The organism is Pseudomonas sp. PS01300 (genome assembly GCF_029960155.1).
GTDB classification, from domain to species: domain Bacteria; phylum Pseudomonadota; class Gammaproteobacteria; order Pseudomonadales; family Pseudomonadaceae; genus Aquipseudomonas; species Aquipseudomonas palmensis.
The window spans coordinates 63,054-88,535 of the sequence record NZ_JASCPN010000012.1; the positions used below are offsets into that span (position 1 = coordinate 63,054).

The following is a 25,482-nucleotide window of genomic DNA, read 5'->3' on the forward strand; positions in this document are numbered from 1 at the left end:
AAATGCCATGGCACAAAAGCCGGAAGAGGACGACAAGGTTCGCCTGGACAAATGGTTGTGGGCGGCGCGCTTCTACAAGACCCGCGCCCTGGCCAAGGCGGCGATCGAGAGCGGCAAGGTGCATTGTCGGGGCGAGCGTTGCAAGCCGGGCAAGGAGCCGCGGGTGGGTGACGAGTTCGTGCTGCGTACCGGTTTCGACGAGCGTACCGTGGTGGTCACGGCGCTGTCGGTGGTGCGCCGCGGCGCACCCGAGGCACAGGCGCTGTACGAGGAGACCGCACAGAGCCTGGCACGCCGCGAGCAGGCCGCGGCGCTGCGCAAGGCCGGCGCCCTTGGGGTAAGCACCGACGGGCGGCCCACCAAGAAGCAGCGCCGCCAGCTACATCAGTTGCACGACAGCGCCGGTTAGCCCCGCGCGCCGATCACGCTCAGGCGGCCGAGCAGCGGCAGCCGTGCCAGCCAACCGAACAAGGGCGCGGTGACACGCACCAGGCCGGCGCTGGTCCGGGCAGCAAACGGCGTATAGTAACTCCAGCCCAGCGCCAGGATGGCCATGCCCAGGCCGCCGATATAGTCGTCCTGGCCCCAGTGGGCACCCGCCACCAGGCGTGGCAGCATGAACAGCACCGCCAGTGCCCAGATCAGCACATGCTGCATCAGGCGGCGGCTGAACAGGCTCATGAACAGTGCCCACAGCAGCAGCACCGAGGCGTGGTCGCCGGGGAAGCTCTGGCTGGAACGGTCCTTGAGCTCCCAGCGCGCTTCGAGCGCCGGGTAGTAGTCGCTGAGCATGATGGCGTCACTGAACACCATCGACGGGCTATGGTGCTGCCAGCCCATCAGGCGTACCAGCTTGGAGAACAGGGCGCGGATCACCACCAGCACCAGCAGGGTCACCAGGAAGCCGAAAAAAGCCCGGCGCACCTCGACGGCCTTGAATACCCAGTCGCCGCGAATCAGCAGCATCAGCATGATGAGCCCGACCACGATGTCGAACGGGCGCAGGCTGCCCAGGGTCCAGATGCTGCGCCACAGGGTGTTGTCGGCCAGTGGGCGATTGAGGGCGTGGAACAGCCATTCGTCGAGCGCCATGCAAAGGGCCTGGCCAACGGGCCATAACCAGAAACACAGTAGTGCAACGGGAATCAACGTAGCCAGACACAGGGGGCCCCAAGCCCACCTGGCTTGGAACAGGGGTGGATTGTCCATAAACTACCTCTTTTACAGCGCTATCGTTCGCACCATTCTGGTGCTCTAAACGGGGCTTTATAGGCCCTTGAAATTATTTTGTCATCTTTCAGAAAGCCAGAAACCATGTCCGATTTGCCAGATACCGACTTCACCCAACGCTTCATCTTCGACGAGCGCGACGTACGCGGCGAACTGGTTTCGCTCGAGCGCAGCTACGCCGAAGTCCTGGCCAAGCACCCCTACCCGCAGCCGGTGGCGCAGCTGCTCGGTGAGCTGATGGCCGCGGCGGCGCTGCTGGTGGGCGCGCTCAAGTTCGACGGCCTGCTGATCCTGCAGGCACGCTCCGAAGGGCCGATCCCGCTGCTGATGATCGAGTGCTCCAGCGAGCGCGACATCCGTGGCCTGGCGCGCTACCACGCCGAGCAGATCGCCCCCGATGCCACCCTGGGCGACCTGATGCCCGATGGCCAGCTGGCGCTGACCATTGACCCGGCGCAGGGCCAGCGCTACCAGGGCATTGTCGACCTGGATGGCGAGAACCTCTCGGAGTGCTTCACCAACTACTTCGTGATGTCCCAGCAGGTGGGCACGCGCTTCTGGCTCAACGCCGATGGCCAGCGCGCCCGCGGCCTGCTGCTGCAGCAGTTGCCGGCCGACCGCCAGAAGGACGAGGACGACCGCGAAGACAGCTGGAAGCACGTCACCGCCCTGGCCAACACGTTGAAGGCCGAAGAGCAACTGGGCCTGGACAACGAGACCGTGCTGCACCGTCTGTACCACGAGGATGCCGTGCGCCTGTTCGATATCCAGCCGCTGCAGTTCCGCTGCAGCTGCTCGCGTGAGCGCTCGGGCAACGCGCTGGTCAGCCTCGGCCAGGACGATGCCCTGGCCCTGGCGGCCGAGCATGGCGGGGCGATCGAAATCGACTGCCAGTTCTGCAACCAGCGCTACCTGTTCGATGAAACCGAAATCGCACAATTGTTCGCCGGCGGGGGTGTTGACGCACCGTCAGATACTCGTCACTAAAACGTTTAAGCTCAGGTAAATCTCCTGTCGAACGCCGGAAACACGCCGTTCTGACAGGAGGGCCCTACTTTTTTTGGGCGTTTCTGGCATAATCCCGCCACTTTTTTCGCTGTAGTAGTTTTAAAAGCTCTACTACAAAACGTTCGGAGCACTCGGCCGCAGGCCGGATGGGGAATCTCATGACGCAAGCCAACAACACCGTGTACACCGACCTGAGCGTCGATGAACTGGTAAAAGAAGCGCTGAACCGCGGTGAAGGCGAGCTGGCCGATACGGGCGCGCTGGTCGTGAAAACTGGTCACCGTACCGGTCGTTCGCCGGTCGACCGTTTCATCGTCGACGAGCCGTCCACCTCGTCTGCCATCGCCTGGGGCCCGATCAACCGCAAGTTCCCGGCCGACAAGTTCGATGCCCTGTGGGACCGCGTCGAGGCGTTCAACAACGCCCAGGATCATTTCGTTTCCCACGTGCACGTAGGTGCGGCTGCCGAGCACTACCTGCCGGTACGCATGACCACCCAGACTGCCTGGCAGAACCTGTTCGGCCGTTGCCTGTTCATCAACCCGGCGCAGTACAACCCGGCCGGTCGTGATGAGTGGCAAGTGCTCAATGTCGCCAACTTCGAATGCGTGCCCGAGCGTGACGGCACCAACTCCGACGGTTGCGTGATCCTCAACTTCGCCCAGAAGAAGGTACTGATCGCTGGCATGCGTTACGCCGGCGAGATGAAGAAAGCCATGTTCTCGGTGCAGAACTTCCTGCTGCCGGCTGCCGACGTGCTGCCGATGCACTGCGCCGCCAACATCGGCGAAGCAGGCGACGTGACCCTGTTCTTCGGCCTGTCGGGCACCGGCAAGACCACCCTGTCGGCTGACGAAAGCCGTTACCTGATCGGTGACGACGAGCACGGCTGGGGCGAGGGCGTGGTGTTCAACATCGAAGGCGGTTGCTATGCCAAGTGCATCGACCTGTCGGAGAAGAACGAGCCGGTCATCTGGAAAGCCATCAAGCATGGTGCCGTGCTGGAAAACGTCGTCATCGACGACGCCAAGCACGCTGACTACTCCGATGTCAGCCTGACCCAGAACAGCCGTGCGGCCTACCCGCTCGAGCACGTTGCCAAGCGTTCCGAGAAGAACCTGGGTGGCGAGCCCAACGCAGTGATCTTCCTGACCTGCGACCTGACCGGCGTACTGCCACCGGTATCGATCCTCAGCGAAGAGCAGGCGGCCTACCACTTCCTGTCCGGTTACACCGCGCTGGTGGGCTCCACCGAAATGGGTTCGGGCAGCGGCATCAAGTCGACCTTCTCCACCTGCTTCGGCGCGCCGTTCTTCCCGCGTCCGGCTGGCGAATACGCTGAACTGCTGATCAAGCGTATCCGTGGTTTCGGTTCCAAGGTGTACCTGGTCAACACCGGCTGGACCGGTGGTGGCTACGGCGTGGGCAAGCGCTTCAACATCCCGACCACCCGTGCGGTGATCGCGGCCATCCAGAGCGGCGCACTGGTCGGTGCTGAAACCGAGCACCTGGACATCATCAACCTGGACGTGCCGAAACTGGTACCGGGTGTTGAAACCGTACTGCTCAACCCGCGCAACACCTGGGCTGACAGCGCTGCCTACGACGAAGCGGCCAAGGGCCTGGCTTCGCTGTTCATCGAGAACTTCAAGAAGTTCGACGTTTCCGACGCCATCAAGGCAGCGGGTCCGCAACTGTAAGTTGCTGCTCGCCAGCTGAGAAAAAGCCGCCCGAATGGGCGGCTTTTTCGTTTGGGCTGTGATTCAGGCCAATGCGGCCAGAACATGTTCCGGGTCATTGTGAATCGCACGCAGCAGTGCCCGTGCTGGCCCTTCTGGAGCACGGCGTCCTTGCTCCCAATTGCGCAACGTACCCAGCGGTACATCGATACACTGCGCAAATTTTTCCTGGGTAAGCCCGGTTGCCTCGCGTATGGCCCTGACCCGCATGGCGTCTACCTGGAACTCGCGTGAAGGTTTGCGCTCCCCACGATCGATTTCAGCCATCTCGGTCATGCTGTCAACGAGACGACCGAAAAGATTCCTGTCCATCATTTCCACCCTTGGTTGAGGCTTCGAAGTACGGCTTTCTGTTTTTTAGTCAATGTGTCGTGGATGCCTTTGCGGTAGATAAGCAGCAAACGGATCTGGCTGGCTGACACGGCGTAGTAATAGATCACTCGAACCCCGCCGCTTTTTCCTTTGCCTTTTGCTGCCCATCGAATTTTTCGCAGCCCGCCGGTATCTTCGATCAGGTCACCTGCTTCAGGGTGCTCGGCAAGATACACCTGAAGCGACAGGTACTCGTGATCATCGAGATGGCTTGAAACGTCGCTGGTAAATACGCTTGTTTCGATGAAGAGCATGCCAACCTTTGTACGCCATTGGCGTAGTTAGAGTCTATGCCTTGCGCAGTAGCGGCGCAACCGCATGGATGTTTCGAGTAGGCGCCCATGCTATTCAGCCCTGCTACGGTTTACTGTCACCGTGCTTCTGAATTCGTTGTGGGATGCTTCCCGCCCCCTTCACTGCATACAGGTCATTCATGTCTGCCACACCCGAACGCCACCACTACCCCCACGTCCACCCCCTGCCGACCCGCTGGCAGGACAACGACGTCAACGGCCACATCGCCAGCGCCACGGTCTACGCCTTCTTCGACAGCGCCGTGCAGGCCTACCTGATCGAGCATGCCGGGCTCGACCCGCAGGACGGCGAGGTGGTGGGGTTCGTGGTCAGTTCGGGGTGCGACTTCTTTGCCTCGGCCGCCTTCCCCGAATGCCTGGAAGTCGGCCTGCGCGCGGTGCGGGTGGCCGGCAGTTCGGTGGAGTACCAACTGGCCCTGTTCAAGGTCGGTGAAGCTCAGCCCTGCGCCGCCGGGCGCATGGTGCAGGTGTTCGTCGAGCGTGCCACCGGCCAGCCCGCCAGCTTGCCGACGGCCCTGCAAGGCGCCCTGGTAGCCCTGCAAGGCTGAAACCCGGCGCGGTCAGTCGTTGATGCGGATGATGCCTTCGCGCACCGCGAACAGCACCAGGCCCGGTATGTCGTGTATCTGCAGGCGGTGCATGATCTGCGAGCGGTGCGCCTCCACCGTCTTCACGCTCAGGCCCAGGCCATCGGCAATCGAGCGGGTCGACTCGCCTCGTGCAATCAGGCGCAGGATCTCCAGCTGGCGGGTGGTCAGTTGCATGGTGCTGCTGCCGGCATGGCGCTTGCGGCTGTGCTTGACCGCCTGCCCGATCACCAGCGGCAACACCGCCGACGACAGGTACTGGCCGCCGTTCTTCAACGCCTGCAACGCCAGCTCCAGTTCCAGCACGGTGGCAGTCTTGAGTAGAAAGCCGTGGGCACCCTGCTGCAGGCACTTCATCACGAACTCCAGCTCCGAGCGCGCCGACAGCATCAGCACCATGCTTGCCGGCACGCGCAGGCACAGCTCGCGCAGGATCTCTTCGCTCTCCAGCGCATCCAGCGCCATGTCCAGCATGATGATGTCCGGCTTGAGCTGTTCGGCGAGCTCGACGGCGCTCACGCCGTCACCGGTTTCACCCACCACTGCGTAATCTTGTTTTTGTTCGAGCAGCGCGCGCAGCCCCGCTCTGAACAGGGGCGACTCGTCTGCAAGGAGTATTCGGCAAAGCATAGGTAGGCCTGTGTCGCAAGGTAAGGGGCGGTGTATGGCTCAGCTGGCACGTGGGTTGTCGCTGAACTGGGCGATCAGCGCCGGCAACCGTGTCAGCGGTTCCACCGCCTGGGCCGCACCCAGCCGTATGGCTTCCTTGGGCATGCCGAACACGATGCAACTGGCCTCGTCCTGTGCCACGGTGGCGGCGCCTTGCTCACGCATGCTCAGCAGGCCTCGGGCACCGTCATCGCCCATTCCGGTCATGATGATGCCAAGGGCATTGCCCCCGGCATGCCGGGCGGCGGAGCGAAACAGGACATCGACCGAGGGTTTGTGCCGATTGACGGCGGGACCGTCGAGCACCTCCACCAGGTAGTGCGCACCACTGCGTTTGAGCTGCATGTGCAGGCCCCCCGGGGCCAGCAGTGCCAGGCCGCTGTGGACACGGTCCAGATGCCTGGCCTCGCGCACCTCGATCTGACAGAGGCTGTTCAGGCGCCTGGCGAAGTCGGCAGTGAACCTGGCCGGCATGTGCTGCACGATCACGATGCCCGGGCAATCGCGCGGCAGCTGACGCAGGATGAATTCGAGCGCCTGGGTGCCGCCGGTCGAGCAGCCAAGTGTAACGATTCGCTCGGTGGTTTTGCTTGGGGTTGCAGGCAGTGCACTGGTTTTTTCTTTCGCCTGCGACAGAGGTAACAATACCGGGCGGGTGCGGGCCGCTTCCTCGATGCTGCGGATCAGCCCGCTGGCGAGGTTCTCCAGGCTCTGACGCAAGCCCAGCCGGGCCTTGGTGAACACGCCGACCGCCCCGGCGGCCAGGGCCTGGAGATTGAGGTCGGTGCCGGCTTCGGTGAGGGTCGAGCAGATGATGGTCGGCGTGGGGCGCTCGGCCATGATCTGGCGCAGAAAGGTCAGGCCGTCCATGCGCGGCATCTCGATGTCCAGCACCAGCACATCGGGCCAGTCCCGGCGCATCTTCTCGATGGCATACAGCGGGTCGGCGGCCATGCCGATCACGCGGATGCGCGGGTGGTCGTTCAGGCACTGGTTGAGCACCTGGCGCACCAGCGCCGAGTCGTCGACGATGAACACCCGCACCGGCGCCGCCGCACGCTCGGTCATACGCGCTCGAACACCGAGGGGTGCACCAGCCTGAGCGGCAGCTCGAAGCCGTGGATGCTTTCGGCGTGCCCGATGAACAACAGCCCGCCGGGGCGCAGCTGGTTGACCAGGCGCTGCACGATCAGCTGTTTCTGCGGGGTGTCGAAGTAGATCAGGATGTTGCGCAGGAATATCACGTCGAACGGCCCCAGGCCTTCGGGCAGCGGCTGCACCAGGTTGATCTCGCGCAGGCTCACCCGCGCTCGCAGGTGCGCCTGCACGCGCAGGCGCCCGTGCATGTCGCCAACCCCGCACAGGCAGTGGCGCTGCATCCAGCCATCGGGAAAGTAGCGCGCCTGGGCGATGTCGTAGATGCCTTGCTCGGCCAGCGTCAGCATGCTCTGGCTGAGGTCGCTGGCCAGGATCGACCAGTCGCTGCCGGTGGCGTGCTCGGCCACGGTCATGGCCAGGCTGTAGGGCTCCTCGCCCGACGAGCAGGCCGCGCTCCACAGCCGCAGCGGCCCCTTGCGCCGGCCCAGCCACTGGCCAAGGAATTCGAAGTGCGGGAACTCGCGAAAGAAGTAGGTCTCGTTGGTGGTCAGCAGGTCGATCACCAGGCGCCGCTCGCGGCTGTGGGTCGGGCGCTCGATCAGGTGCAGGTAGTCGCGGTAGTTGTCCAGGTGGTAGTGACGCAGGCGTTTCATCAGGCGCCCGGCCACCAGCGAGCGCTTGTTGCTGGCCAGGTGGATGCCCGAGGCGCTGCTCATCAGCGTCTGCAGGCGGCTGAACTCCTGTTCGCCCAGCACCGGCAGTTTGAAGGTCGAGGGCATTCAGGAGCCCTTCGCCGCCTGGCTGAGGTAGCGGATATCTTCCAGCGACAGCACCTGGGGCATGTTCAGGATGATCAAAAAGCCCTGTTCCTGCTGGGCCATGCCGGCAATGAAGTCGGCACGGATGCCGGTGCCGAACGGCGGCGCCGGCACCACCCCGTGCGGGTCGATGTCGAGTACCGCGTCCACCGCATCCACCACCAGGCCGATGCGCTGCACGCCGTCCTCGAGGGGCAGGGCGATGATCACGATGCAGGTGCGCTTGCCGGCCTCGGTCAGTTCCATGCCGAAGCGCGCTGCCAGGTCCAGTACCGGCACCACGTTGCCGCGCAGGTTGAGCACGCCGTGAATGTAGGCGGGCATCATCGGCACGCGGGTGATCTCGGCGTACTCGATGATCTCGCGCACCAGTTCGATGGGCAGTGCATAGCCGGCCTCACGCACGCGAAAGGTCAGGTGCTGGACACTGGTGGGCAGGTGCGACGCGGGCGCCGCAGACTCTAGGGTGTGCATGGGTACGCCTCGGTCAAGTGAAGCTGACGAACTGGCCTTCATCGATCAGCGCCTTGTGGGTGGGCTTGTAGGCGCCGACTTGCGGTTCGCCCACCCGGGGCAGGGCACGCGCAGTGCTGCCGGCCTCGAAGCGGAAGAAGCCGATCAGTTCCTGCAGCTGGCCGGCCTGGGCGTTCATCTCTTCGGCGGTGGCGGCCAGCTCTTCGGAAGCCGAGGCGTTCTGCTGGGTGATCTGGTTCATCTGGCCCATGGCGATGTTGATCTGCCCGGCGGCGCTGCTCTGCTCCTGCGAGGCGGCGGTGATTTCCTGCACCAGGTCCGAGGTCTTCTGGATGTTGGGCACGATCTCGCTGAGCAGGCTGCCGGCCTGTTCGGCCAGTTGCACGCTGCTGGAGGCCACCTGGCCGATTTCCTGCGCCGCCACCTGGCTGCGTTCGGCCAGCTTGCGCACCTCGGCGGCCACCACGGCAAAGCCCTTGCCGTGATCGCCGGCACGGGCGGCCTCGATGGCGGCGTTGAGCGCCAGCAGGTTGGTCTGGTAGGCAATGTCGTCGATGATGCCGATCTTCTCGGCGATCTGCTTCATCGCCAGCACCGTGTCGCCCACTGCGCCGCCGCCCTGCACCGCGTCGTTGGCCGCCTTGCCGGCGATGCCGTCGGTGACCTTGGCGCTTTCGGTGTTCTGCGCGATCGAGGCCGACATCTGCTCGACCGAAGCGCTGGTCTGCTCGACGCTGGCGGCTTGCTCGTTGGCCGCCTGGCTCAGCGATTGCGAGGTCGAACTGACCTGTTCGGAGGCCGACGACAGCGCATCGGCGGCGCTGCGCACATCGCCCAAGATGCTGCGCAGGCGCAGGGTCATGTTCTGCATCGAGCCCAGCAACTGCCCGGTCTCGTCCTTGTGGGTCACTACCAGGTCCTGGCTCAGATCGCCGGCGGCCATGCGGTCGGCGGCCTGCACTGCGCCTGCCAGCGGCCGGGTGATGCTGCGGGTGACCAGCACGCCGATCAGCATGCCGATCAGGGTTGCGGCGGCGACCAGGGCGATCATCTGCACCCGCGAGCGTTCGTAGATGACGCTGATCTCGGCGTTCGCCTCGCCGGCGCGCGCCTGCTTGGCAGCGCTGGCCTCACCCAGCAACTGGTCGACCACGTTGGCCGCCGCGACGTTCTGCGGCATCAACGCCAGCGCTTCGGAAGCAATCTGCAGGTCGCCCGACTGCTGGTGCACCCCCAGCAACTGGTTGGCCACGCTGATGTAGGCCTGCAGCGGCGCGTCGATTCTTTCCACCTGGGCGCGGCCTTCCTTGGTGATGAAGTGCTCGCGCGCCTTGATCAGCAGTTCGCGGGTCTTTTCCATCGCCGCACGGGCGGTGGCGGCCGACTGGTCGCGCTCCTGGGCGGTGGTGGAGAGCAGGCTCTGGCGCACGGCGCGGTTGGCCATCAGCAGCTGGATGTTGGCTTGCTGCAAGGTGCTCAGGCCGGCCACGTCCAGCTCGTACATGCGGTCCGACAGGCCGTTGACCTGCTCCAGGTTGCGCAGGCCGATGACGCCGATGAGCGCGGTCAGCGCCACCACCAGCAGAAAGCCCAGGGTCAGGCGCACGCCTATCTTCATATTGCTGATCAACTGCATGTCTATTCTCCGGAAGGGCTTGGCAACAGGTGCGGCGTCTCGCCTTCGGCGCGTTGCTGCGACTGGCGGAACAGGCTGGGGATATCGAGTATCAGCGCCACCTGGCCAGAGCCGAGGATGGTCGAGCCGCTGATGCCACTGAGGTGTTGGAACAGTTGCCCCAAGGGCTTGATCACGGTCTGCAGTTCGCCGTGCAACTGGTCGACGATCAGCCCGGCATGCTGCCGGCCCTGGCTGACCACCACGATGTTGCGGCGCACGCAGGCGCTGCGCGGCAGGCCGAAATGCGGTTGCAGGTCGATGCACGGCAGCGGCCGCCCGCGCAGGTTCAGGTGGCCCTGCTCGGCCTGGTTGGCGGGCGCCTCCATGCATTCGGTGACCATGTCCAGCGGGATCACGAAGTGCTCCTCGCCCACGCTCACCAGAAACCCGTCGATGATCGCCAGGGTCAGCGGCAGGCGGATGCGGAAGGTGCAGCCATGGCCGGCCCTGGAGTCGATCTCGATGACCCCGCGCAACTGGTCGATGGCGCTGCGCACCACGTCCATGCCCACCCCGCGTCCGGACAGGTTGGACACCTGCTCGGCGGTGGAAAAACCCGCTTCGAAGATCAGCAGGTGGATGTCCTGTTCGCTCATCGGTGAATCGCTGTCGAGCATGCCGCGGGCGATGGCCTTCTCGCGGATCTTCGTGGTGTTCAGGCCGCGCCCGTCATCCTGGATCTCGAGCACGATCATGCCCGAGTCGTGGTAGGCGTTCAGGCGCAGCTGACCCTGCTCGGGCTTGCCGGCGGCGCGGCGCTCGGCAGGGGCCTCGATGCCGTGGTCGATGGCGTTGCGCACCAGGTGCACCAGCGGGTCGGCGATGCGGTCGATCAGGGTCTTGTCCAGCTCGGTGTCGCCGCCGCTGATGGTCAGCGCAATCTGCTTGTCCAGCGCTTGACTCACATCGCGCACCACGCGGTGGAAGCGGTTGAAGGTCTCGCCCACTTCGACCATGCGCAGTTTCAGCGCCCGCTCGCGGATCTGCTCCACATGCTGCTGCACCGCCTGCACGCTTTCGATGCAGGCGGCGTGGGCACTGCGCAGGGCCTGCATCTGGGCGCCGGCGGTGGCGATGACCAGCTCGCCGACCAGGTTGATCAGCTCGTCGAGCTTTTGCGCAGCCACCTTGACCTGGCTGCTGGAGGCAGTGCGCGGCTCGCCGGCGGGCATCGATGGCAAGGGTGTGGCGGTTGCAGGCGCCAACGTTTGCGCCGGTGCGCGGGGTTCGGCCGGCAAGGCGGTATCGGTCGGCTCCTGGGCCTGCAGGCGCAGGGTGCAGAAGTCCTGCACCAGGGCGAACACGTCTTCGAGCTGCTCGCGGCTGGCGTCGCTGTGCAGGCTCACTTCGAAGCCCAGGTAGCAGGCCTCCGGGTCGAGGCTGTCGAGCTCCGGCACGGCCCAGGTGAGGGTCTGCAGGCTGAGGATGTCGCCCAGCCGCGCCAGGTAGCGGATGAACGCCGCCGGGTCGAAGCCGTTGCTCAGCAGCTCGCTGGCAAAGCGGATCGACAGGTGCCAGGTACGCAAGCGGGGCGCACCGTGCGGGGCTGCCAGCGGGTTGTCCACAGACGCGGGCAGCTCGCCCTGATGCGCCTGCAATGCCGCCAGCAGGGCGGCCTGGCGTGGCGTGTGCGCTGGCATGCTGACCTGCTGCGGGTCGATGCTGTCGAGCATCACCCCCAGTTCGTCCATGCACTGCAGCATCAACGAGGTGAGCGGGGCGTCCAGCACCCGCGCACCGTCGCGTACCCCCATCAGCAGGTTTTCCAGCTGGTGCGCCAGCGCCACCAGTGGGTCGAGGGAGAAGATTCCCGCCGAGCCCTTGAGCGTGTGCACGGCGCGAAACAGCGCGTTGATCGCCGCGTCGTCATCGGGGCGGGTTTCCAGGCGCAGCAGGCTGTCTTCGGCTTCCTTGAGCAGGTCGCGGGCCTCTTCGAGAAAGCCCTGCAGCAGCTGGCTCCATTGCTCGGCGTCGAACATGCTCACTCCTCGCACGGCACGGGACTACCGGCCGGGCACAATGCGGGCAGGCGCAGCAGCTCCAGCAACGCCCGGGCGTTGCCCGGCAGGGCGATCACCTCGGCGTCGTGGCCATTTGCGCAGAGGGTCTTGTGCAGGCTCAGCAGCAGTTGCACGCCGGCACTGTCGAGCTCGTCCAGGCCGCCCAGGTCCAGTTGCCAGGGCACTGGTTGAGCGGGCAACAGGGCCAGCAGCTGCTCGCGTGCGGCGCGCACCTCATAGATGGTCAGGTCGCCGTCCAGGCGTAGCCGTGCGGGGGTGTCGGCGGTGGCTGCGGCGAGTGTGAACATGCGCGTCAGCCAATCAGCTTTTCGACAGCCGCCAGCAACTGCTGGGGCTGGAACGGCTTGACGATCCAGGCCCGCGCTCCGGCGGCCTGGCCCTCGGCCTTCTTGGCCTGCTCGCTTTCGGTGGTGAGCATCATGATCGGGGTGAAGCGGTATTCGTTGCGCGCCTTGAGCGCCTTGACCAGGCCGATGCCGTCCAGGTTGGGCATGTTCACGTCGCTGATCACCAGGTTGATCTTCTGCCCGGTGAGCTTGTTCAGCGCGTCGCGCCCGTCACAGGCTTCGATGACCTGGTGGCCGGCGCTGGCCAGGCTGATTTTCACGAGTTGGCGCATCGAGGCGGAGTCGTCCACGATCAGGATGGTCTTGGCCATGTTCAGGGCTTCCGGAGTTAGAAAAAGGTCACGTCGCTGCTGGATGCCGACTGGCTGTGGCCAGCCCGTTCCTCGCTGGTGGTGAAGCGCTGGCGCAATTGCTGCAGCCAGCCTTGCGGGTCGTGCAGGCGCGGGTCGTCGTGGGCAAGGGCATCGAGCAGTTGCAGCAGGTCGGCCTGCAGGTGGTCGAGCATCTGGTCGGCGCGATCCTGGAACTGCAGGCTGACCATGATCGCGTGGATATCTGCCTGGGTGGCGCGGGCATCCTGTTGCAGCGCCCGCGAGGCGCCGTCGAGGGCGTCGAGGTTGCCGCCCAGGTCGCTGATCACCTCGTCGAGCACCTGCTCCAGCTCGCGCAGGTTGGCCTGCTCTTCGCTGCCCAGCGCGGTGGCGGCATCGATGCTGGACTGGATCGACTGGTTGATCTCGCCCACCTTGGCGTCCATCGACTGGCCGGTCTCGGCCGACAGGCTGGAGAGCTTGCGCACCTCGTCGGCGACCACCGAGAAGCCGCGGCCGAACTCGCCGGCGCGGGCAGCCTCGATGGCGGCATTGAGCGCCAGCAGGTTGGTCTGGCTGGCAACTTCCTGCACGCGCTTGGCCATCTGCTGGAGCTGGCCGGCGTAGCTGCCCAGATGATTGATGGTGGTCAGAAATTCATGCTGGCGCTGGCTGCTGGCGGCGAAGCTTTCGGTGACCCGGCGCAGACGCTGGTTGGCCTCGCGCAGGTTCTCGCCCACGCCGCCATTGGCCAGCACGTTGTCGGCGTCGTTGAGGCTGTGTTCCAGGCGCTGGTTGATGGCGCCGAAGCGTTCGAGCAACTGGCTGATGTTGTCGCCCAGCAGGGTTCGGCTCTGTTGGAGGCTGTCGATCCAGCTGGGCGCCACCACCGGCAGCAGTGTGTGCAGTGGCGGCTGTTCGAGCACGATGGGCGCGTCGCTGACCGCAGCCACCTGTGCCACGGGGCGCGGGCGCAGCAAGGTGCTGGCAAGCAGTACCAGCGACAGCCCGGCCAGGCCCAGGGGCAGCAGGTCGAGCAGCAGGCCGCAGGCGCCGAGGGCCGTGCCGATCCATATTCCCAGGTACATCCGCATTCCGTGCGCCCACTGCGTCGCTTAAGGTGGGACGGATCATAGCGATTGCTATTTGACGTCAAAATCGGGACGCCCCTTAAGCCGACCCGTCAGTCACAAAACAGCCGACGCAAACAGGCCCCTGCCGATGTTGATCGGACAGTCAATATAAAAGGCTGGAAAGCTGGCCGAACAACAGGCTCGAAGGTTTTCGCGCAGGGGCCGGGGCGGGGAAAGGCTTAGGTGAATGGCTTAAGCCAATGGCGTGATGGCACATGGCTTGATTGCTACGTTTGCGGGTACAACTGCGGCGCTGCCGGCGCGGGGCCGGCAGCGTCGATGGAATTCAGCGGTGACGCCAGCGTTTGTCGTGCTTGCGATGGCCGTAGTGGTGGCCGCGATCGCGGTAGTGGCGGCGGTCGTCGTAGCCGCGGCCGCGGTTGTTGTAGCGGCGGTCTTCGTCGTCGCTCTTGTTGCCCATGTAGTTGCCCAGTGCACCGCCCGCACCGCCGCCGGCTGCGGCGCCGATCAGGCTGCCGGTGTTGCCGCCCACGCTGCGGCCCACCACGTTGCCGCCGGCCGCACCCAGTGCGCCACCGATGGCCGCCTCGCCGCGGCTGCGCTTGTCGGCACCTACCGCGCTACCGGCTGCACCGCCCAGGCCGGCGCCGATGGCCGAACCGGTGCTGCCACCGATCGACTGGCCAACCACCGAACCCAATACCCCGCCCAATGCGCCGCCGATACCGGCTTCGGTGGAGCCACCTGCCGAGGCAACGCCACTGAGCAGGCCGAGAGACAACAGCAGAATCGAGGAGTACTTCATAAGGGAGCCTCAAAGGGATGACGAGGCGATCCTGAGGCTCTGCAACACGCGCTGGCAACGCAAATCCGACGATTGGCACGACGTGTATACAATTTTATAAGTTACTGTTTTTACAGTGAAACTTAATGCGTTTTTGCGGGTCTGAGCTTACTTGGGACGAAGGCCCTGGCAGTGATGCCAGGGCCTTTTTCTTGCCTGCAGTTATGCGCTGAACGAACTGCTGGCAAGCCAGCTCCCACAGCGTTCTGCATGCGCCGCAAGACCCTGTGGGAGCCGGCGTTGCCGGCGAAGGGGCCTAGATGATCCTGGCCGTGGCGCTGGCCGCCTCGATCCTGATCGCCACGAACTTCGACGTCGGCGTATGGCTGCCATCGCCCACGCTTTCCAGTGGCACCAGCGGGTTCACCTCGGGGTAGTAGGCTGCCGCCTGCCCCGCCGGAATGTCGAATGCCAGCAAGGTGAAGCCCTTGACCCGGCGCTCGCGGCCATCGCCCCACAACGACACGATATCGGCCTTGTCACCGGGGTTGAAACCCAGCCGGATGATATCCGCCTCGTTGGCGAACAGCACGTCGCGCTGCCCCTTGACCCCACGGTAACGGTCATCCAACCCGTAGATGGTGGTGTTGTACTGATCGTGGGAACGCATCGACTGCATGATCAGGTCCGGCACCTGGCCGCTGGCGCGCACGCTCTCGTGCAGCAGGTCGTCGGGCAACGCATTGGCCTTGAAGTTGGCCCGCCCGCTGGACGTCTTCCACTGGCGCTGGCCGGCGCTGTTGCCCAGGTAGAAGCCACCGGGGTGCTGCAGGCGCTGGTTGAACCCCTCGAACCCTGGAATGGTGTCGGCGATCAGTTCGCGAATGCGCCCATAGTCGGCCACCAGCCAGTGCCAGTCCACCGGTTTGCTGCCCAGGGTGGCGGCAGCGATTCCGGCGATCACCGCCGGCTCCGAGCGCATCTGGCGCGACAGCGGTTTGAGCTGGCCGTTGGAGGCATGCACCATGCTGAACGAGTCCTCCACCGTCACTGCCTGCGGGCCTTCGCCCTGCAGGTCGATATCGGTGCGTCCCAGGCACGGCAGAATCAGCGCCTGCTGCCCGTGGATCAGGTGGCTGCGGTTGAGCTTGGTGCTGATCTGCACCGTCAGCTCGCAGTTGCGCAGCGCCTGTGCAGTGCGTTCGGTGTCGGGGGTGGCCTGGGCGAAGTTGCCGCCCAGCCCGATGAACACACGCGCCTTGCCATCGAGCATGGCGCGAATCGCCTCCACCGTGTTGTGGCCGTTGTGGCGCGGCACGGCAAAGCCGAAGCGGCGCTCCAGTGCATCCAGCAGCGCCACCGGCGGGCGTTCGTTGATGCCCATGGTACGGTCGCCCTGCACGTTGCTGTGGCCGCGTACGGGGCATAGCCCGGCCCCTGGCACCCCAAGGTTGCCGCGCAGCAGCATCAGGTTGGCGATTTCCTGGATGGTCGGCACCGAGTGACGGTGCTGGGTGATGCCCATGGCCCAGCACATGATGACTTTTTCGGCCCGCGCATACATGCGTGCGGCCTGCTCGATATCGGCCAGGCCCAGGCTCGACTGCTGCACGATCTGCTCCCAGCTGCTGGCCTCGACCACTTCAAGATAGGCCTCCACGGCCGCGGTGTGTTCGGCGATGAAGGCATGGTCGAACACCGCTGGCGCACCTGTTGCCTGCGCCTCGCGCTCCCACTGCAGGAGGAACTTGGCCATGCCGCGCAGCAGCGCCATGTCGCCGCCCAGGGCGGGGCGAAAATAGGCGGTGTTGGTCGGACGATCACCGTTGGTGAGCATCTCCAGCGGGTGCTGCGGGTGCTGGAAGCGCTCCAGGCCGCGCTCCTTGAGCGGGTTCACGCACACCACCTGGGCACCGCGCTTGACCGCCTCGCGCAGCGGTTCAAGCATGCGCGGGTGGTTGGTGCCAGGGTTCTGGCCCCACACGAAGATCGCGTCGGCGTGCTCGAAATCGTCGAAGGTCACCGTACCCTTGCCGACCCCGACGCTCTGGCCCAGGGCCACGCCGCTGGCCTCGTGGCACATGTTCGAGCAGTCCGGGAAGTTGTTGGTGCCGTAGGCGCGCACGAACAGCTGGTAGAGGTAGGCCGCCTCGTTGCTGGCCCGGCCCGAGGTATAGAACTCCGCCTGGTCGGGGCTGGTCAGGCCGTTGAGGTGGCGCGCGATCAGGGCGAAGGCGTTGTCCCAGCTGATCGGCTGGTAACGGTCGTTGGAGGGGTTGTACACCATCGGCTCGGTGAGCCGGCCCTGGTACTCCAGCCAGTAGTCGCTCTGGCCCAGCAGCGAGGTGACGCTGTGGCGGGCGAAGAAGGCCGCATCGACCCGGCGCTTGGTGGCCTCCCAGTTCACCGCCTTGGCGCCATTCTCGCAGAACTTGACCATGCCGCTTTCCGGCGAGTCGCCCCAGGCGCAGCCCGGGCAGTCGAAGCCGCCGTTCTGGTTGGTCTTGAGCAGGGCGCGGATGTTCTTCAGCGCGTTGTCGCTGCCGATCCAGGCCTGCGCCACACTGCGCAGCGCGCCCCAGCCGCCGGCGGCGCCGTGGTAGGGCTTGTAGCGGGGGACCGGCTTCTGGTCGGCTTGATGATGCAGGCTCACGGGCGACTCTCCTGCGCCGGGCTGTAGACCCTTGGCGCACTGTGGTGCGGCAGGTGGATAAGGTTGAGCTGGTGGCGGCGCGCCCATTGCAGCGCCAGGCCGGTGGGCGCAGACAGGCTCACCAGGGTCTGGATGCCGGCGCGCAGCACCTTCTGGATCAGCTCCAGGCTGCAGCGGCTGGTGACTACCGCCAGGCCGCCGTCGAGGGCGATGTGCTGACGCACCAGGGCGCCGATCAGCTTGTCCAGGGCGTTGTGCCGGCCGATGTCTTCGCGGCCCAGCAGCAGTTCGCCCTGATCGTTCATGAACAGTGCCGCGTGCACCGCGCCGCAGTGCTGGCCCAGTGGCTGGAAGGCGCTGATGCGCTGGCGCAGGCCGTCCAGCCAGTGCGGCGGCGGCAGGGGCGCGCCGGGCAGCACCTGCAGATCGGGCAGCGCCTGCTCCACCGCCTCGACGCCACACAGGCCGCAGCCGCTGGTGCCGGCCAGTTGGCGGCGCTGGTTCTTGAGGTTCCAGAAGGCGCGGCTGGCTATCTGCACCTCGGCATGGATGGCCGAGCCGCTGGCCGTGAAGCTCACGTCATAGATGTCGTCGGGGGAGGCGATGATGCCGCTGCCGATGCTGAAACCGACGATGAAGTCGTGCAGATCGGTAGGGCTCACCAGCATCACCGCCTGGCTGATGCCGTTGTAGGCGATCGCCAGGGCCACCTCTTCGGCGAGGTCGGCGCCACCCTGGCTGTTGTCGTCAAGCTGGCGGTAGTCGTAGCGGTTGCTGGCAGCGGGCGCGGCCAGGGGCGTGGACGCCCCGCAGGCCGGGGGTTTGATGGTCATCGGCAGGTACCGGCAGGCAGGTCAGCCTTAAGCCTAGGCCTGCACTCGGGTATCGTCTAATCGCTACTGCCGATGCATTGATAGAGCGCGTCGATCACGCCGGGTCGAGCGACAGGCGGTACTCGGCGATGCAGGCCTCGGCCAGGGCCGAGCGCGGCGCGCTGCGGCGCATGATCAGCCCCAGGGGCGCCAGCGTGGTGGCCTGGTCTATCGGTTGCAGGCGCAGGTGCCCGGTGAGTGCTTCGAGCCCGGCGTTCAGCGGCATTACCGCGCAGCACAGGCCACCCTCCACCGCTTGCACCAGCTGATGAACGGCGTCGGTCTGCAACAGCAACTGCGGGGCCAGGCCGCGGGTATGGAAGGCGTGGTCGATGGACTGGCGAAAGTGCATGCCGGCGGTCAGCAGGCCCAGCGGCAGCTCGGCCACGGCCTCCCAGCTCAACGGCTGTTCGGCGAATGCGAAGTGACGTGGGTCGAACAGCAGGCCCATGCGTGTGTCGCCCAGGGGCAGGGCCTCGAAGCGCTCGCTGTCGAGACGCTCCAGGTACGACACGCCCAGGTCCAGGCGGTTGCTCGCCAGCTGGTCGAGAATCTGTTCGGAGCTCAACGCGCTCAGCTCGAAACGCAGCTCGGGGTGCTGGCGGTGCAGGCGCTGCAGCAGCGGCAGCGGGTCGAAGCTCGACAGCGGCACCACCCCCAGGCGCAGCGTGCCGGCCAGGTGCCCTCGACAGGCGGCGGCCTCGGCGTACAGGCCGTCGTAGGCCGAGAGTACCGAGCGCGCCCAGGCCAGCACGCGCTCGCCCTGGGCGGTGAAGCCCTCGAAACGCTGGCCGCGGTTGACCAGCGGCAGGCCCAGTTCGCGCTCCAGGTTGCGCAGGCGCATCGACAGCGTGGGCTGGGTCACGTGGCAGCGCGCGGCGGCCTGGCCGAAGTGGCGGGTTTCATCCAGGGCGATGAGGAATTTGAGTTGTTTGATATCCATCGTCGTTCCGGGGCATTGGCAGGCGAAGCATTCTATCTTGTCCTAGACTGCCTGCTCCGGTCATTGATACCTAAGGAGCACAGGATGAGCATTTTTAGTTTCGTGAAAGAAGCGGGTGAAAAACTGATCGACCTGCTCACCCCCGGCAACGCCAAGGCTGACGACCAGTTGAAGGAGCACGTGCAGAAGGTCGGCCTGGGCAACCCGAACATCCAGACCACCGTCGACGGCGACAAGGTCACGGTCAAGGGCGAGGTAGGCAGCCAGGAAGAGAAGGAGAAGATCCTGCTGGCGCTGGGCAACATTGCCGGCGTGGCGTCGGTGGACGACCAGCTCACCGTGACCGGCCCGGTCGTGGCGGCGGCGCGTTTCGTGGTGGTGAAGAAGGGCGACACGCTGAGTGCGATTTCGTTGGCGGTGTATGGCAATGCCAACCAGTACAACAAGATCTTCGAGGCCAACAAGCCGTTGCTGAGCCATCCCGACAAGATCTACCCGGGGCAGACGCTGCGTATTCCGGAGTAAGGCTCCAGCTTGGTGGTGCGGTCTTCGCCGGCAACGCCGGCTCCTACAGGTAAGGTGCCTTGTGTAGGAGCCGGCGAAGCGGCCTACAGCCCCAGCAACAAGTCCCGATAATCTTCCTGCGCCGCAAACTCCGCCGTATCCCGCGGCCCCTTGCGGCTGTCCGGCTGGCGCACTGCCAGCAGGTGCGCCACGCCAAAGTCGCGCGCGCTGCGCAGTATCGCCAGGGTGTCGTCGATGAACAGGCTGCGTGCCGGGTCGAACCCGGTATCCGCGTGCAATGCGCTCCAGAACTGCTGGTCTTCCTTGGGGAAGCCATAGTCATGGGAGCTGATCAGCCGCTCGAAATAGGGCGCCAGCGCCACCCGCTCCAGCTTCAACGACAACGAATCGCGATGGGCATTGGTGATCAGGATCACCCGCTTGCCGGCCTGGCGGATCGCCTGCAGAAAGGTGTCGGCGTCCGGACGCAGCGCGATCAGGTCGGCCGTTTCCAGTTTCAGCTCGCGCACCGGCAGCTTCAGCTCGGCACTCCAGAAATCCAGGCAGTACCAGTTCAGCGAGCCGGCGTGGCGTTCGAACAGTGGCTGCATTTCCAGCTCGGCCATCGCACGGCTGATGCCATGTAGCTCGGCGTAGCGCTGGGGCAGGTGCTCCAACCAGAAGTGGTTGTCGTAGTGCAGGTCCAGCAGGGTGCCGTCCATATCCAGCAATACGGTATCGATGTCGTGCCAGGCCAGGGAGGGCATGTGAAATATTCTCGTTCGATCCAGACTCGGTGGACGGTATAGTACCCCGTTACCGCCAAGGAGCCGCCCCCTCATGCGCCAGAAACCCACTGTCCTCAGTCGCGAAATTGTTGCAAGCAGCCGCCTGTTCCGTGTCGAAGCGGTCGAGCTGCGCTTCAGCAACGGCACCGAACGTACCTATGAACGCCTGGTCGGGCGCGGTAACGGCTATGGCGCGGTGATGATCGTGGCGATGCTCGATGCCGAGCACGCGGTGCTGGTGGAGGAATACTGCGGCGGCACCGACGAATACGAGCTGTCGCTGCCCAAGGGCCTGATCGAGCCCGGTGAAGACGTGCTGGCGGCGGCCAACCGTGAACTCAAGGAAGAGGCCGGCTTCGGCGCCCGGCAGCTGGAACACCTGACCGAGCTGTCGCTGTCGCCCGGCTACATGAGCCAGAAGATCCAGGTGGTGCTGGCCACCGACCTGTTCGAAGAGCGCCTGGAGGGCGACGAGCCCGAGCCGATGCGTGTCGACAAGGTCAACCTGCGCGAGCTCTCGGCCCTGGCCCAGCATCCGCAGTTCTCCGAAGGGCGGGCGCTGGCGGCGCTGTACCTGGTGCGTGACCTGCTGACCCAGCGCGGCGTGTTCGGCGCATGAACGACCGCGAACTGATGCAGCAGGTGGTGCAACTGACCCGGCAGGCGGGCGCTGCCATCCTGCCCTTCTGGCGTGCGGACGTGGCTGTGCAGACCAAGCTCGATGCCTCGCCGGTGACCGCAGCCGATATCGCCGCCCACGACGTGATCGCCGCCGGCCTGCAGCGGCTGGCGCCACACATTCCGGTGCTGTCCGAGGAAGACTGCGACATCGGCCTGGCCGAGCGCCAACAGTGGCAGCGCTGGTGGCTGGTGGACCCGCTGGACGGCACCAAGGAGTTCATCGCCGGCAGCGAAGAGTTCACCGTCAACATCGCCCTGATCGAACAGGGCCGGGTGGTATTCGGCGTGGTCGGGGTGCCCACCACGGGGCGTTGCTACTACGGTGGCCAGGGCCTGGGCGCCTGGCACGAAGACCCGCACGCGCCGGCAGCGCCGATCAGCGTGCGTGCGGCGCCGCCTGCCGGCACCCCGTTCACCGTGGTCGCCAGCCGCCGCCACAGCAGCCCCGAGCAGGAGCGCTTGCTGGCCGGCCTGAGTGCGGCGGTGGGTGAGCTGGAGCTGACCTCCGTGGGCAGCTCGCTCAAGTTCTGTCTGCTCGCCGAAGGCGCCGCCGACTGCTACCCGCGCCTGGCGCCGACCTCGCAGTGGGACACCGCCGCCGCCCAGGGCGTGCTCGAAGGCGCCGGCGGCGAAGTGCTGGGCCTGGACGGCCAGCCGTTCGCCTACCCACCCCGCGAAAGCCTGCTCAATCCTTTCTTCCTTGCCCTGCCAGCCGCAGCGCCGTGGCGCGCCAGCCTGCTCGCGCTCGCCTCAGCGGTGTAGCACGTACTGCCCGCCGAACTGCACGGCGGGCGTTTCACTGCCTTCGTTGAACACCTGGGTGTGCAGGGTCAGGCGCGCGCGGCCGTAGCGCTGGTAGGTGGCCACGAAGCGCTCCCAGACCTTGGCCTCGGGCGCCGCGCACACCGCCACGCCGGCGCCGGTGACCGGCAGCGGGTAGCTGATCTGGCCTTCCTGGATGACGATATGCCCGTCGCCGATGCCCGCCTCGCGCAGGCGCAGGTGCAGCCAGCCCCAGCCTGCCAGCACGGCCGCGCAATACAGGCTGCCGCCGAACATGGTGCTCTTGTGGTTGACGTTGGCCGCCAGCGGCAATTGCAGGCGCAGCCGCTGGTGCTGCCAGTCGAGCACCTGCAGGCCCATCTCGCGGGTCAGCGGGATGTCGGCGTGCAGCACGTCCTGCAGGTAATGGCTCGGGTTCATCAGCGGTTGTCCTCGGTGTCGTCGGTGCCACTGGCATTGCTGTCGGCAAAGCTCAGGCCGTGTTTGCGCAGCTTGTCGTGCAGGGTCTTGCGCGGCACGCCGAGGGCTTCGGCCAGGCTGCGCATCGAGCTGTGCGGGCGGGTCAGTTCGGCGGCGATCAGCGAGCGTTCGAACTGCTCGACCTGTTCGCTGAGGTTGCCGCTGCCCGGCGCTGCCTGCGCCTGATCGACCGGGCCAGGGCTGTCGCCGTCCAGGGCCAGCTCCAGGCCCAGGGCGAAGCGCTCGGCGGCGTTCTGCAGCTCGCGCACGTTGCCCGGCCACGCATGGCGCAGCAGCGTCGCACGTTGCGCCGGTTGCAGCACGTGGGGGGGCAGGCCGTGGCGTTCGCTGGCGGCGTCGGCAAAATGCTGGAACAGCATCAGCACATCGTCGCCGCGCTCGCGCAGGGGGGGAATGCGCAGCGGCGCGACGTTTAGGCGGTAATACAGGTCGGCGCGAAAACGCCCCTGGTCGGCGGCCTGGCGCAGGTCTTCCTTGGTGGCGGCGATGATGCGGATATCCAGCGGGATCAGCTGGTTGCCGCCCAGGCGCTCGACCACCCGCTCCTGCAGCAGGCGCAGCAGCTTGACCTGTACATCCAGGCTCATGCTCTCGATTTCATCGAGAAACAGCGTGCCGCCATTGGCGAATTCGAACTTGCCGATGCGCCGCTTCTGCGCCCCGGTAAAGGCCCCGGGCTCGTGGCCGAACAGCTCGCTCTCGACCACCGATTCGGCCAGGGCACCGGCGTTGATCGCCACGAACGGGCCGTCGCGCCGGCTCGACAGGTCGTGCAGCGCGCGCGCCACCACCTCCTTGCCGGCGCCGGTCTCGCCCAGTATCAGTACATCGGCGCGGGTGCCGGCCAGCGCGCCGATCTGCTCGCGCAGCCGGGCCATCGGGGTCGACTGGCCCACCAGGCGCGTGCTCAGTTGCTGGCGATCGCTCAGGGCCAGGCGCAGGCTGCGGTTGTCCAGCACCAGGCGGCGCAGCGCCAGGCCGCGGCGCACGCTGTCGAGCAGGGCGTCGCTGGCGAAGGGCTTTTCGAGAAAGTCGTAGGCCCCGGCGCGCATCGCCTGCACCGCCAGCGGCACGTCGCCGTGGCCGGTGATCAGCAGCACCGGCAGGTCCGGGTCCTGGGCATGCAGTTGTTCGAGCAGTTGCAGGCCGTCGATGCCGGGCATGCGGATATCGCTCACCACCACCCCGGGCCAGTCGCTTTCCAGGCGCGCGGCCAGGCCCTGGGCGTCGCTCAGGGGCAGCACGCGCAGGCCGGCGAGGTCCAGGGTCTGGCTCAGGGCCTGACGCAGGTGCGGGTCGTCATCGACCAGGACGACCTGGGTGCGGCTGTCGATCAGTGTGTCGGTCGTCATGCCGAGGAGTCCTCCGAGGTTTGAAGCGCGGCGCCGGGGGTGGCCACGCGCAGTTGCAGGGTCAGCAGCGCACCGCCTTCCGGGTGGTTGGCCAGCACCAGCTCACCGCCCAGCGCGTTGATCAGCGTATCGCAGATCGCCAGGCCCAGGCCCAGGCCCTGGGTGCGGGTCTTGGTGGTGAAGAACGGCTCGCGTGCGCGCAGCAGGGCCTGGCTGCTGAAGCCCGGGCCGTTGTCGCGAATGGTCAGGTAGACGCTGCCTTCGCGGCGTTCGGCACTTAGCCAGAGCTTGCGCGGGTTGGCCTTTTCGGTCAGTGCGTCGAGGGCGTTGGCCAGCAGGTTGCCCAGTACCTGGCGCAGGCGGGTTTCGCCGGCCTGCACCCACAGGGTGGCCTCGGGCAGGTCGCGCACCAGTTCCACCGCCATCGCCCGGCGCCGCTTGGCCAGCAGGGCCAGGGCGTCGTCCAGTGCCGGCTGCAGCGCCACGCTTTCCGGCGCATGCCGGTCACGCCGGGCGAAGGCGCGCAGGTGGGCGATGATCGAGGCCATGCGCCCGGTCAGTTCGCTGATCAGCTTGAGGTTGCTGCGAGCATCGTCGGTGCGCTGGTGGTCGAGCAGGATCTCGGCGTTCTCGGCGTAGCTGCGGATAGCCGCCAGCGGCTGGTTGAGCTCATGGCTGATGCTTGCCGACATGGTGCCCAGCACCGACAGCTTGCCGGCCTGCACCAGCTCGTCCTGGGCGCGCACCAGTTCCTGCTGGGCCTGCTCGCGCTCCAGCACTTCGGTCTTGAGGCGGCTGTTGAGGCCTTCGAGGGCGGCGGTGCGTTCGGCCACGCGCAGCTCCAGCTCCTGGCGGGCGCGGGCCTCGAAGTCGAGGCGGTCCATGTAGTTGCGCCGGCGCTGCATCACCAGCCCGAGCAGCAGCATCACCACCAGCAGGGTGGCGGCGCCGATGAACAGCACCGTGCTCACCGAGCGGTCGACCAGGGTGCGCGGGGCCAGGATGCTGACCTGCCAGCCGGTCTCGGGGATGGCCTGGGTCTGGGTCAGCCAGGCATCGGGGTTGAGCCTGAGGGGCTTGGGCGTGGTGGTGGGGTAGGGCTGGATCGCCACGATCGCGTCGCGCTCGGCCTCGCTGAGCGGGCGCGTGGCGCGAAAGCGCCAGTCGGGGCGCGAGGTGAGGATCACCACGCCGTTGTGGTCGGTCACCAGCAGTTGCTCGGGGGTCTTGCCCCACAGGGTTTCGGTGTGGTCCAGGTCGATCTTGGCCACCAGTACGCCGATCACCTGGTCGCCGTCGCGCACTGCTGCGGCGAAGAAGTAGCCGCGCTTGGCCGAGGTGGTGCCCTGGCCGAAGAAACGCCCCAGCCGGCCCTGCATGGCTTCGCTGAAGTAGGGGCGGAACGAGAAGTTGCGCCCGGCAAAGTTGTCGTGCTTGTTCCAGTTGGAGGCCGCCAGGGTGTTGCCGTTGACGTCCATCAGGTACATCACCTCGGCGCCGGTCTGCGCGCAGATGTCGTCGAGCAGGCGGTTGGCGTTGGTCAGGGTCTCGAGGCGTATCGGGTCGGCCAGCACCGCACGCAATGCCGGCAGGTCACCGAGGATCTGCGGCAGGGTCTCGTAGCGGTGCAGGGTGCCCAGCAGGTTGGCCACGTACAGGTCCAGGGTCTGGCGGTTCTGGCTGGCCAGTTCCTCCTGGTAGTAGTGCTCGGCCAGACGTTGCAGCGGCCACAGCAGCGGCGCCAGGCACAGCGCCAGGAGGGCCAGGCTGCGCCAGCGCGGACGGCGGGGTAGGGTCGGGGTCATGGTCATCGCAAACCGGGCTTTGGTGGGGGGCCGCGTTGCAGCCCATCGCGGGTCAAGCCCGCTCCCACAAGGCCACT

General features: G+C 66.1%; 27 protein-coding genes. 7 read left to right on the plus strand and 20 right to left on the minus strand.

What is annotated here, in order from left to right:
* Positions 1–7 precede the first annotated feature (7 nt).
* Positions 8–409: a S4 domain-containing protein gene (locus QMX96_RS09220; protein ID WP_043861624.1), complete on the plus strand. Its 402-nt coding sequence runs from the start codon at positions 8–10 to the stop codon at positions 407–409.
* On the opposite strand, the gene QMX96_RS09225 is transcribed toward QMX96_RS09220, so the two are convergent.
* On the minus strand, positions 406–1,209 hold the full coding sequence (locus QMX96_RS09225) for a phosphatase PAP2 family protein (protein WP_043861625.1): 804 nt from the start codon (positions 1,207–1,209) through the stop codon (positions 406–408). The genes QMX96_RS09220 and QMX96_RS09225 overlap by 4 nt on opposite strands.
* A gap of 105 nt (positions 1,210–1,314) precedes the next feature.
* On the opposite strand from QMX96_RS09225, the gene hslO reads away from it, so the two are divergent.
* Entirely contained in the window at positions 1,315–2,217 is a 903-nt protein-coding gene (gene hslO / locus QMX96_RS09230) for an Hsp33 family molecular chaperone HslO (protein WP_043861626.1), read from the plus strand.
* Between the two features lie 179 nt (positions 2,218–2,396).
* Entirely contained in the window at positions 2,397–3,938 is a 1,542-nt protein-coding gene (locus QMX96_RS09235; protein ID WP_043861627.1) for a phosphoenolpyruvate carboxykinase, read from the plus strand.
* 63 nt (positions 3,939–4,001) lie between these two features.
* On the opposite strand, the gene QMX96_RS09240 is transcribed toward QMX96_RS09235, so the two are convergent.
* Complete coding sequence (locus QMX96_RS09240; RefSeq protein WP_043861671.1) at positions 4,002–4,289, minus strand: helix-turn-helix domain-containing protein; 288 nt, start codon at positions 4,287–4,289, stop codon at positions 4,002–4,004.
* Entirely contained in the window at positions 4,289–4,603 is a 315-nt protein-coding gene (locus QMX96_RS09245; protein WP_043861628.1) for a hypothetical protein, read from the minus strand. The genes QMX96_RS09240 and QMX96_RS09245 overlap by 1 nt, the downstream gene beginning before the upstream one ends.
* Before the next feature lie 179 nt (positions 4,604–4,782).
* Between QMX96_RS09245 and QMX96_RS09250 the strand changes: the two genes are divergently transcribed.
* Positions 4,783–5,211, plus strand: coding sequence for a thioesterase family protein (locus QMX96_RS09250; RefSeq protein WP_043861629.1), 429 nt, complete (start codon positions 4,783–4,785; stop codon positions 5,209–5,211).
* A 12-nt stretch (positions 5,212–5,223) separates the two neighbouring features.
* Here QMX96_RS09250 and QMX96_RS09255 read toward each other — a convergent pair whose 3' ends face one another.
* The 13 genes from QMX96_RS09255 to QMX96_RS09315 form a co-directional block, all read right to left on the minus strand.
* Positions 5,224–5,880: a response regulator transcription factor gene (locus QMX96_RS09255; protein ID WP_043861630.1), complete on the minus strand. Its 657-nt coding sequence runs from the start codon at positions 5,878–5,880 to the stop codon at positions 5,224–5,226.
* 39 nt (positions 5,881–5,919) lie between these two features.
* Positions 5,920–6,987 (minus strand): chemotaxis response regulator protein-glutamate methylesterase, encoded by a 1,068-nt coding sequence (locus QMX96_RS09260; RefSeq protein WP_054915916.1) that lies wholly within the window; start codon positions 6,985–6,987, stop codon positions 5,920–5,922.
* Positions 6,984–7,796 carry a protein-glutamate O-methyltransferase CheR gene (locus QMX96_RS09265; RefSeq protein ID WP_043861632.1) on the minus strand — a complete coding sequence of 271 codons (813 nt, stop codon included), beginning with the start codon at positions 7,794–7,796 and terminating at the stop codon, positions 6,984–6,986. Before QMX96_RS09265 ends, QMX96_RS09260 begins: the two co-directional genes overlap by 4 nt.
* Positions 7,797–8,309: a chemotaxis protein CheW gene (locus QMX96_RS09270; protein ID WP_253086524.1), complete on the minus strand. Its 513-nt coding sequence runs from the start codon at positions 8,307–8,309 to the stop codon at positions 7,797–7,799.
* Positions 8,310–8,322: 13 nt separating this feature from the next.
* Entirely contained in the window at positions 8,323–9,945 is a 1,623-nt protein-coding gene (locus QMX96_RS09275) for a methyl-accepting chemotaxis protein (RefSeq protein ID WP_043861634.1), read from the minus strand.
* Positions 9,946–9,947: 2 nt separating this feature from the next.
* Positions 9,948–11,966, minus strand: a complete 2,019-nt coding sequence (locus QMX96_RS09280; protein WP_282361655.1) for a chemotaxis protein CheA — start codon at positions 11,964–11,966, stop codon at positions 9,948–9,950.
* 2 nt (positions 11,967–11,968) lie between these two features.
* Positions 11,969–12,295, minus strand: a complete 327-nt coding sequence (locus QMX96_RS09285) for an STAS domain-containing protein (RefSeq protein WP_043861636.1) — start codon at positions 12,293–12,295, stop codon at positions 11,969–11,971.
* Positions 12,296–12,300: 5 nt separating this feature from the next.
* Complete coding sequence (locus QMX96_RS09290) at positions 12,301–12,666, minus strand: response regulator (RefSeq protein ID WP_043861637.1); 366 nt, start codon at positions 12,664–12,666, stop codon at positions 12,301–12,303.
* A 17-nt stretch (positions 12,667–12,683) separates the two neighbouring features.
* On the minus strand, positions 12,684–13,754 hold the full coding sequence (locus QMX96_RS09295) for a methyl-accepting chemotaxis protein (protein ID WP_255000363.1): 1,071 nt from the start codon (positions 13,752–13,754) through the stop codon (positions 12,684–12,686).
* A 331-nt stretch (positions 13,755–14,085) separates the two neighbouring features.
* Positions 14,086–14,565 carry a glycine zipper domain-containing protein gene (locus QMX96_RS09300; protein ID WP_043861639.1) on the minus strand — a complete coding sequence of 160 codons (480 nt, stop codon included), beginning with the start codon at positions 14,563–14,565 and terminating at the stop codon, positions 14,086–14,088.
* 295 nt (positions 14,566–14,860) lie between these two features.
* Positions 14,861–17,197, minus strand: a complete 2,337-nt coding sequence (locus QMX96_RS09305) for an FdhF/YdeP family oxidoreductase (protein WP_282361656.1) — start codon at positions 17,195–17,197, stop codon at positions 14,861–14,863.
* Complete coding sequence (fdhD, locus tag QMX96_RS09310) at positions 17,194–18,030, minus strand: formate dehydrogenase accessory sulfurtransferase FdhD (protein ID WP_054915920.1); 837 nt, start codon at positions 18,028–18,030, stop codon at positions 17,194–17,196. Before fdhD ends, QMX96_RS09305 begins: the two co-directional genes overlap by 4 nt.
* 94 nt (positions 18,031–18,124) lie before the next feature.
* Entirely contained in the window at positions 18,125–19,012 is an 888-nt protein-coding gene (locus QMX96_RS09315) for a LysR family transcriptional regulator (protein WP_054915921.1), read from the minus strand.
* Positions 19,013–19,096: 84 nt separating this feature from the next.
* Between QMX96_RS09315 and lysM the strand changes: the two genes are divergently transcribed.
* The gene (lysM, locus tag QMX96_RS09320; RefSeq protein ID WP_058541679.1) at positions 19,097–19,537 is read left to right on the plus strand and encodes a peptidoglycan-binding protein LysM; all 441 of its coding nucleotides are present in this window, start codon (positions 19,097–19,099) and stop codon (positions 19,535–19,537) included.
* Between the two features lie 83 nt (positions 19,538–19,620).
* Here lysM and yrfG read toward each other — a convergent pair whose 3' ends face one another.
* Complete coding sequence (gene yrfG, locus QMX96_RS09325) at positions 19,621–20,283, minus strand: GMP/IMP nucleotidase (protein ID WP_058541678.1); 663 nt, start codon at positions 20,281–20,283, stop codon at positions 19,621–19,623.
* 73 nt (positions 20,284–20,356) lie between these two features.
* Here yrfG and nudE point away from each other — a divergent pair, with 73 nt between their 5' ends.
* Both nudE and cysQ read left to right on the plus strand, forming a co-directional pair.
* Positions 20,357–20,923 (plus strand): ADP compounds hydrolase NudE, encoded by a 567-nt coding sequence (gene nudE / locus QMX96_RS09330; RefSeq protein ID WP_043861645.1) that lies wholly within the window; start codon positions 20,357–20,359, stop codon positions 20,921–20,923.
* Positions 20,920–21,747, plus strand: coding sequence for a 3'(2'),5'-bisphosphate nucleotidase CysQ (gene cysQ, locus QMX96_RS09335; protein WP_282361657.1), 828 nt, complete (start codon positions 20,920–20,922; stop codon positions 21,745–21,747). The genes nudE and cysQ overlap by 4 nt, the downstream gene beginning before the upstream one ends.
* Here cysQ and QMX96_RS09340 read toward each other — a convergent pair.
* From QMX96_RS09340 to QMX96_RS09350, 3 genes are read right to left on the minus strand one after another with little or no spacing between them, the layout of a single operon-like run.
* Positions 21,736–22,188, minus strand: coding sequence for a YiiD C-terminal domain-containing protein (locus tag QMX96_RS09340; protein WP_043861647.1), 453 nt, complete (start codon positions 22,186–22,188; stop codon positions 21,736–21,738). The two genes, cysQ and QMX96_RS09340, sit on opposite strands and share 12 nt — an antisense overlap.
* Positions 22,188–23,600: a sigma-54 dependent transcriptional regulator gene (locus tag QMX96_RS09345; RefSeq protein ID WP_282361658.1), complete on the minus strand. Its 1,413-nt coding sequence runs from the start codon at positions 23,598–23,600 to the stop codon at positions 22,188–22,190. Before QMX96_RS09345 ends, QMX96_RS09340 begins: the two co-directional genes overlap by 1 nt.
* Entirely contained in the window at positions 23,597–25,411 is a 1,815-nt protein-coding gene (locus tag QMX96_RS09350) for an ATP-binding protein (RefSeq protein ID WP_081315192.1), read from the minus strand. Before QMX96_RS09350 ends, QMX96_RS09345 begins: the two co-directional genes overlap by 4 nt.
* Positions 25,412–25,482: the final 71 nt, after the last annotated feature.

Bases quoted from the DNA above. Each gene is read 5' to 3' on its own strand.
- QMX96_RS09220 (WP_043861624.1), top strand. From the start codon at position 8: ATGGCACAAAAGCCGGAAGAGGACGACAAGGTTCGCCTGGACAAATGG.
- QMX96_RS09225 (WP_043861625.1), bottom strand. From the start codon at position 1,209: ATGGACAATCCACCCCTGTTCCAAGCCAGGTGGGCTTGGGGCCCCCTG.
- hslO (WP_043861626.1), top strand. From the start codon at position 1,315: ATGTCCGATTTGCCAGATACCGACTTCACCCAACGCTTCATCTTCGAC.
- QMX96_RS09235 (WP_043861627.1), top strand. From the start codon at position 2,397: ATGACGCAAGCCAACAACACCGTGTACACCGACCTGAGCGTCGATGAA.
- QMX96_RS09240 (WP_043861671.1), bottom strand. From the start codon at position 4,289: ATGGACAGGAATCTTTTCGGTCGTCTCGTTGACAGCATGACCGAGATG.
- QMX96_RS09245 (WP_043861628.1), bottom strand. From the start codon at position 4,603: ATGCTCTTCATCGAAACAAGCGTATTTACCAGCGACGTTTCAAGCCAT.
- QMX96_RS09250 (WP_043861629.1), top strand. From the start codon at position 4,783: ATGTCTGCCACACCCGAACGCCACCACTACCCCCACGTCCACCCCCTG.
- QMX96_RS09255 (WP_043861630.1), bottom strand. From the start codon at position 5,880: ATGCTTTGCCGAATACTCCTTGCAGACGAGTCGCCCCTGTTCAGAGCG.
- QMX96_RS09260 (WP_054915916.1), bottom strand. From the start codon at position 6,987: ATGACCGAGCGTGCGGCGGCGCCGGTGCGGGTGTTCATCGTCGACGAC.
- QMX96_RS09265 (WP_043861632.1), bottom strand. From the start codon at position 7,796: ATGCCCTCGACCTTCAAACTGCCGGTGCTGGGCGAACAGGAGTTCAGC.
- QMX96_RS09270 (WP_253086524.1), bottom strand. From the start codon at position 8,309: ATGCACACCCTAGAGTCTGCGGCGCCCGCGTCGCACCTGCCCACCAGT.
- QMX96_RS09275 (WP_043861634.1), bottom strand. From the start codon at position 9,945: ATGCAGTTGATCAGCAATATGAAGATAGGCGTGCGCCTGACCCTGGGC.
- QMX96_RS09280 (WP_282361655.1), bottom strand. From the start codon at position 11,966: ATGTTCGACGCCGAGCAATGGAGCCAGCTGCTGCAGGGCTTTCTCGAA.
- QMX96_RS09285 (WP_043861636.1), bottom strand. From the start codon at position 12,295: ATGTTCACACTCGCCGCAGCCACCGCCGACACCCCCGCACGGCTACGC.
- QMX96_RS09290 (WP_043861637.1), bottom strand. From the start codon at position 12,666: ATGGCCAAGACCATCCTGATCGTGGACGACTCCGCCTCGATGCGCCAA.
- QMX96_RS09295 (WP_255000363.1), bottom strand. From the start codon at position 13,754: ATGTACCTGGGAATATGGATCGGCACGGCCCTCGGCGCCTGCGGCCTG.
- QMX96_RS09300 (WP_043861639.1), bottom strand. From the start codon at position 14,565: ATGAAGTACTCCTCGATTCTGCTGTTGTCTCTCGGCCTGCTCAGTGGC.
- fdhD (WP_054915920.1), bottom strand. From the start codon at position 18,030: ATGACCATCAAACCCCCGGCCTGCGGGGCGTCCACGCCCCTGGCCGCG.
- QMX96_RS09315 (WP_054915921.1), bottom strand. From the start codon at position 19,012: ATGGATATCAAACAACTCAAATTCCTCATCGCCCTGGATGAAACCCGC.
- lysM (WP_058541679.1), top strand. From the start codon at position 19,097: ATGAGCATTTTTAGTTTCGTGAAAGAAGCGGGTGAAAAACTGATCGAC.
- yrfG (WP_058541678.1), bottom strand. From the start codon at position 20,283: ATGCCCTCCCTGGCCTGGCACGACATCGATACCGTATTGCTGGATATG.
- nudE (WP_043861645.1), top strand. From the start codon at position 20,357: ATGCGCCAGAAACCCACTGTCCTCAGTCGCGAAATTGTTGCAAGCAGC.
- cysQ (WP_282361657.1), top strand. From the start codon at position 20,920: ATGAACGACCGCGAACTGATGCAGCAGGTGGTGCAACTGACCCGGCAG.
- QMX96_RS09340 (WP_043861647.1), bottom strand. From the start codon at position 22,188: ATGAACCCGAGCCATTACCTGCAGGACGTGCTGCACGCCGACATCCCG.
- QMX96_RS09345 (WP_282361658.1), bottom strand. From the start codon at position 23,600: ATGACGACCGACACACTGATCGACAGCCGCACCCAGGTCGTCCTGGTC.
- QMX96_RS09350 (WP_081315192.1), bottom strand. From the start codon at position 25,411: ATGACCATGACCCCGACCCTACCCCGCCGTCCGCGCTGGCGCAGCCTG.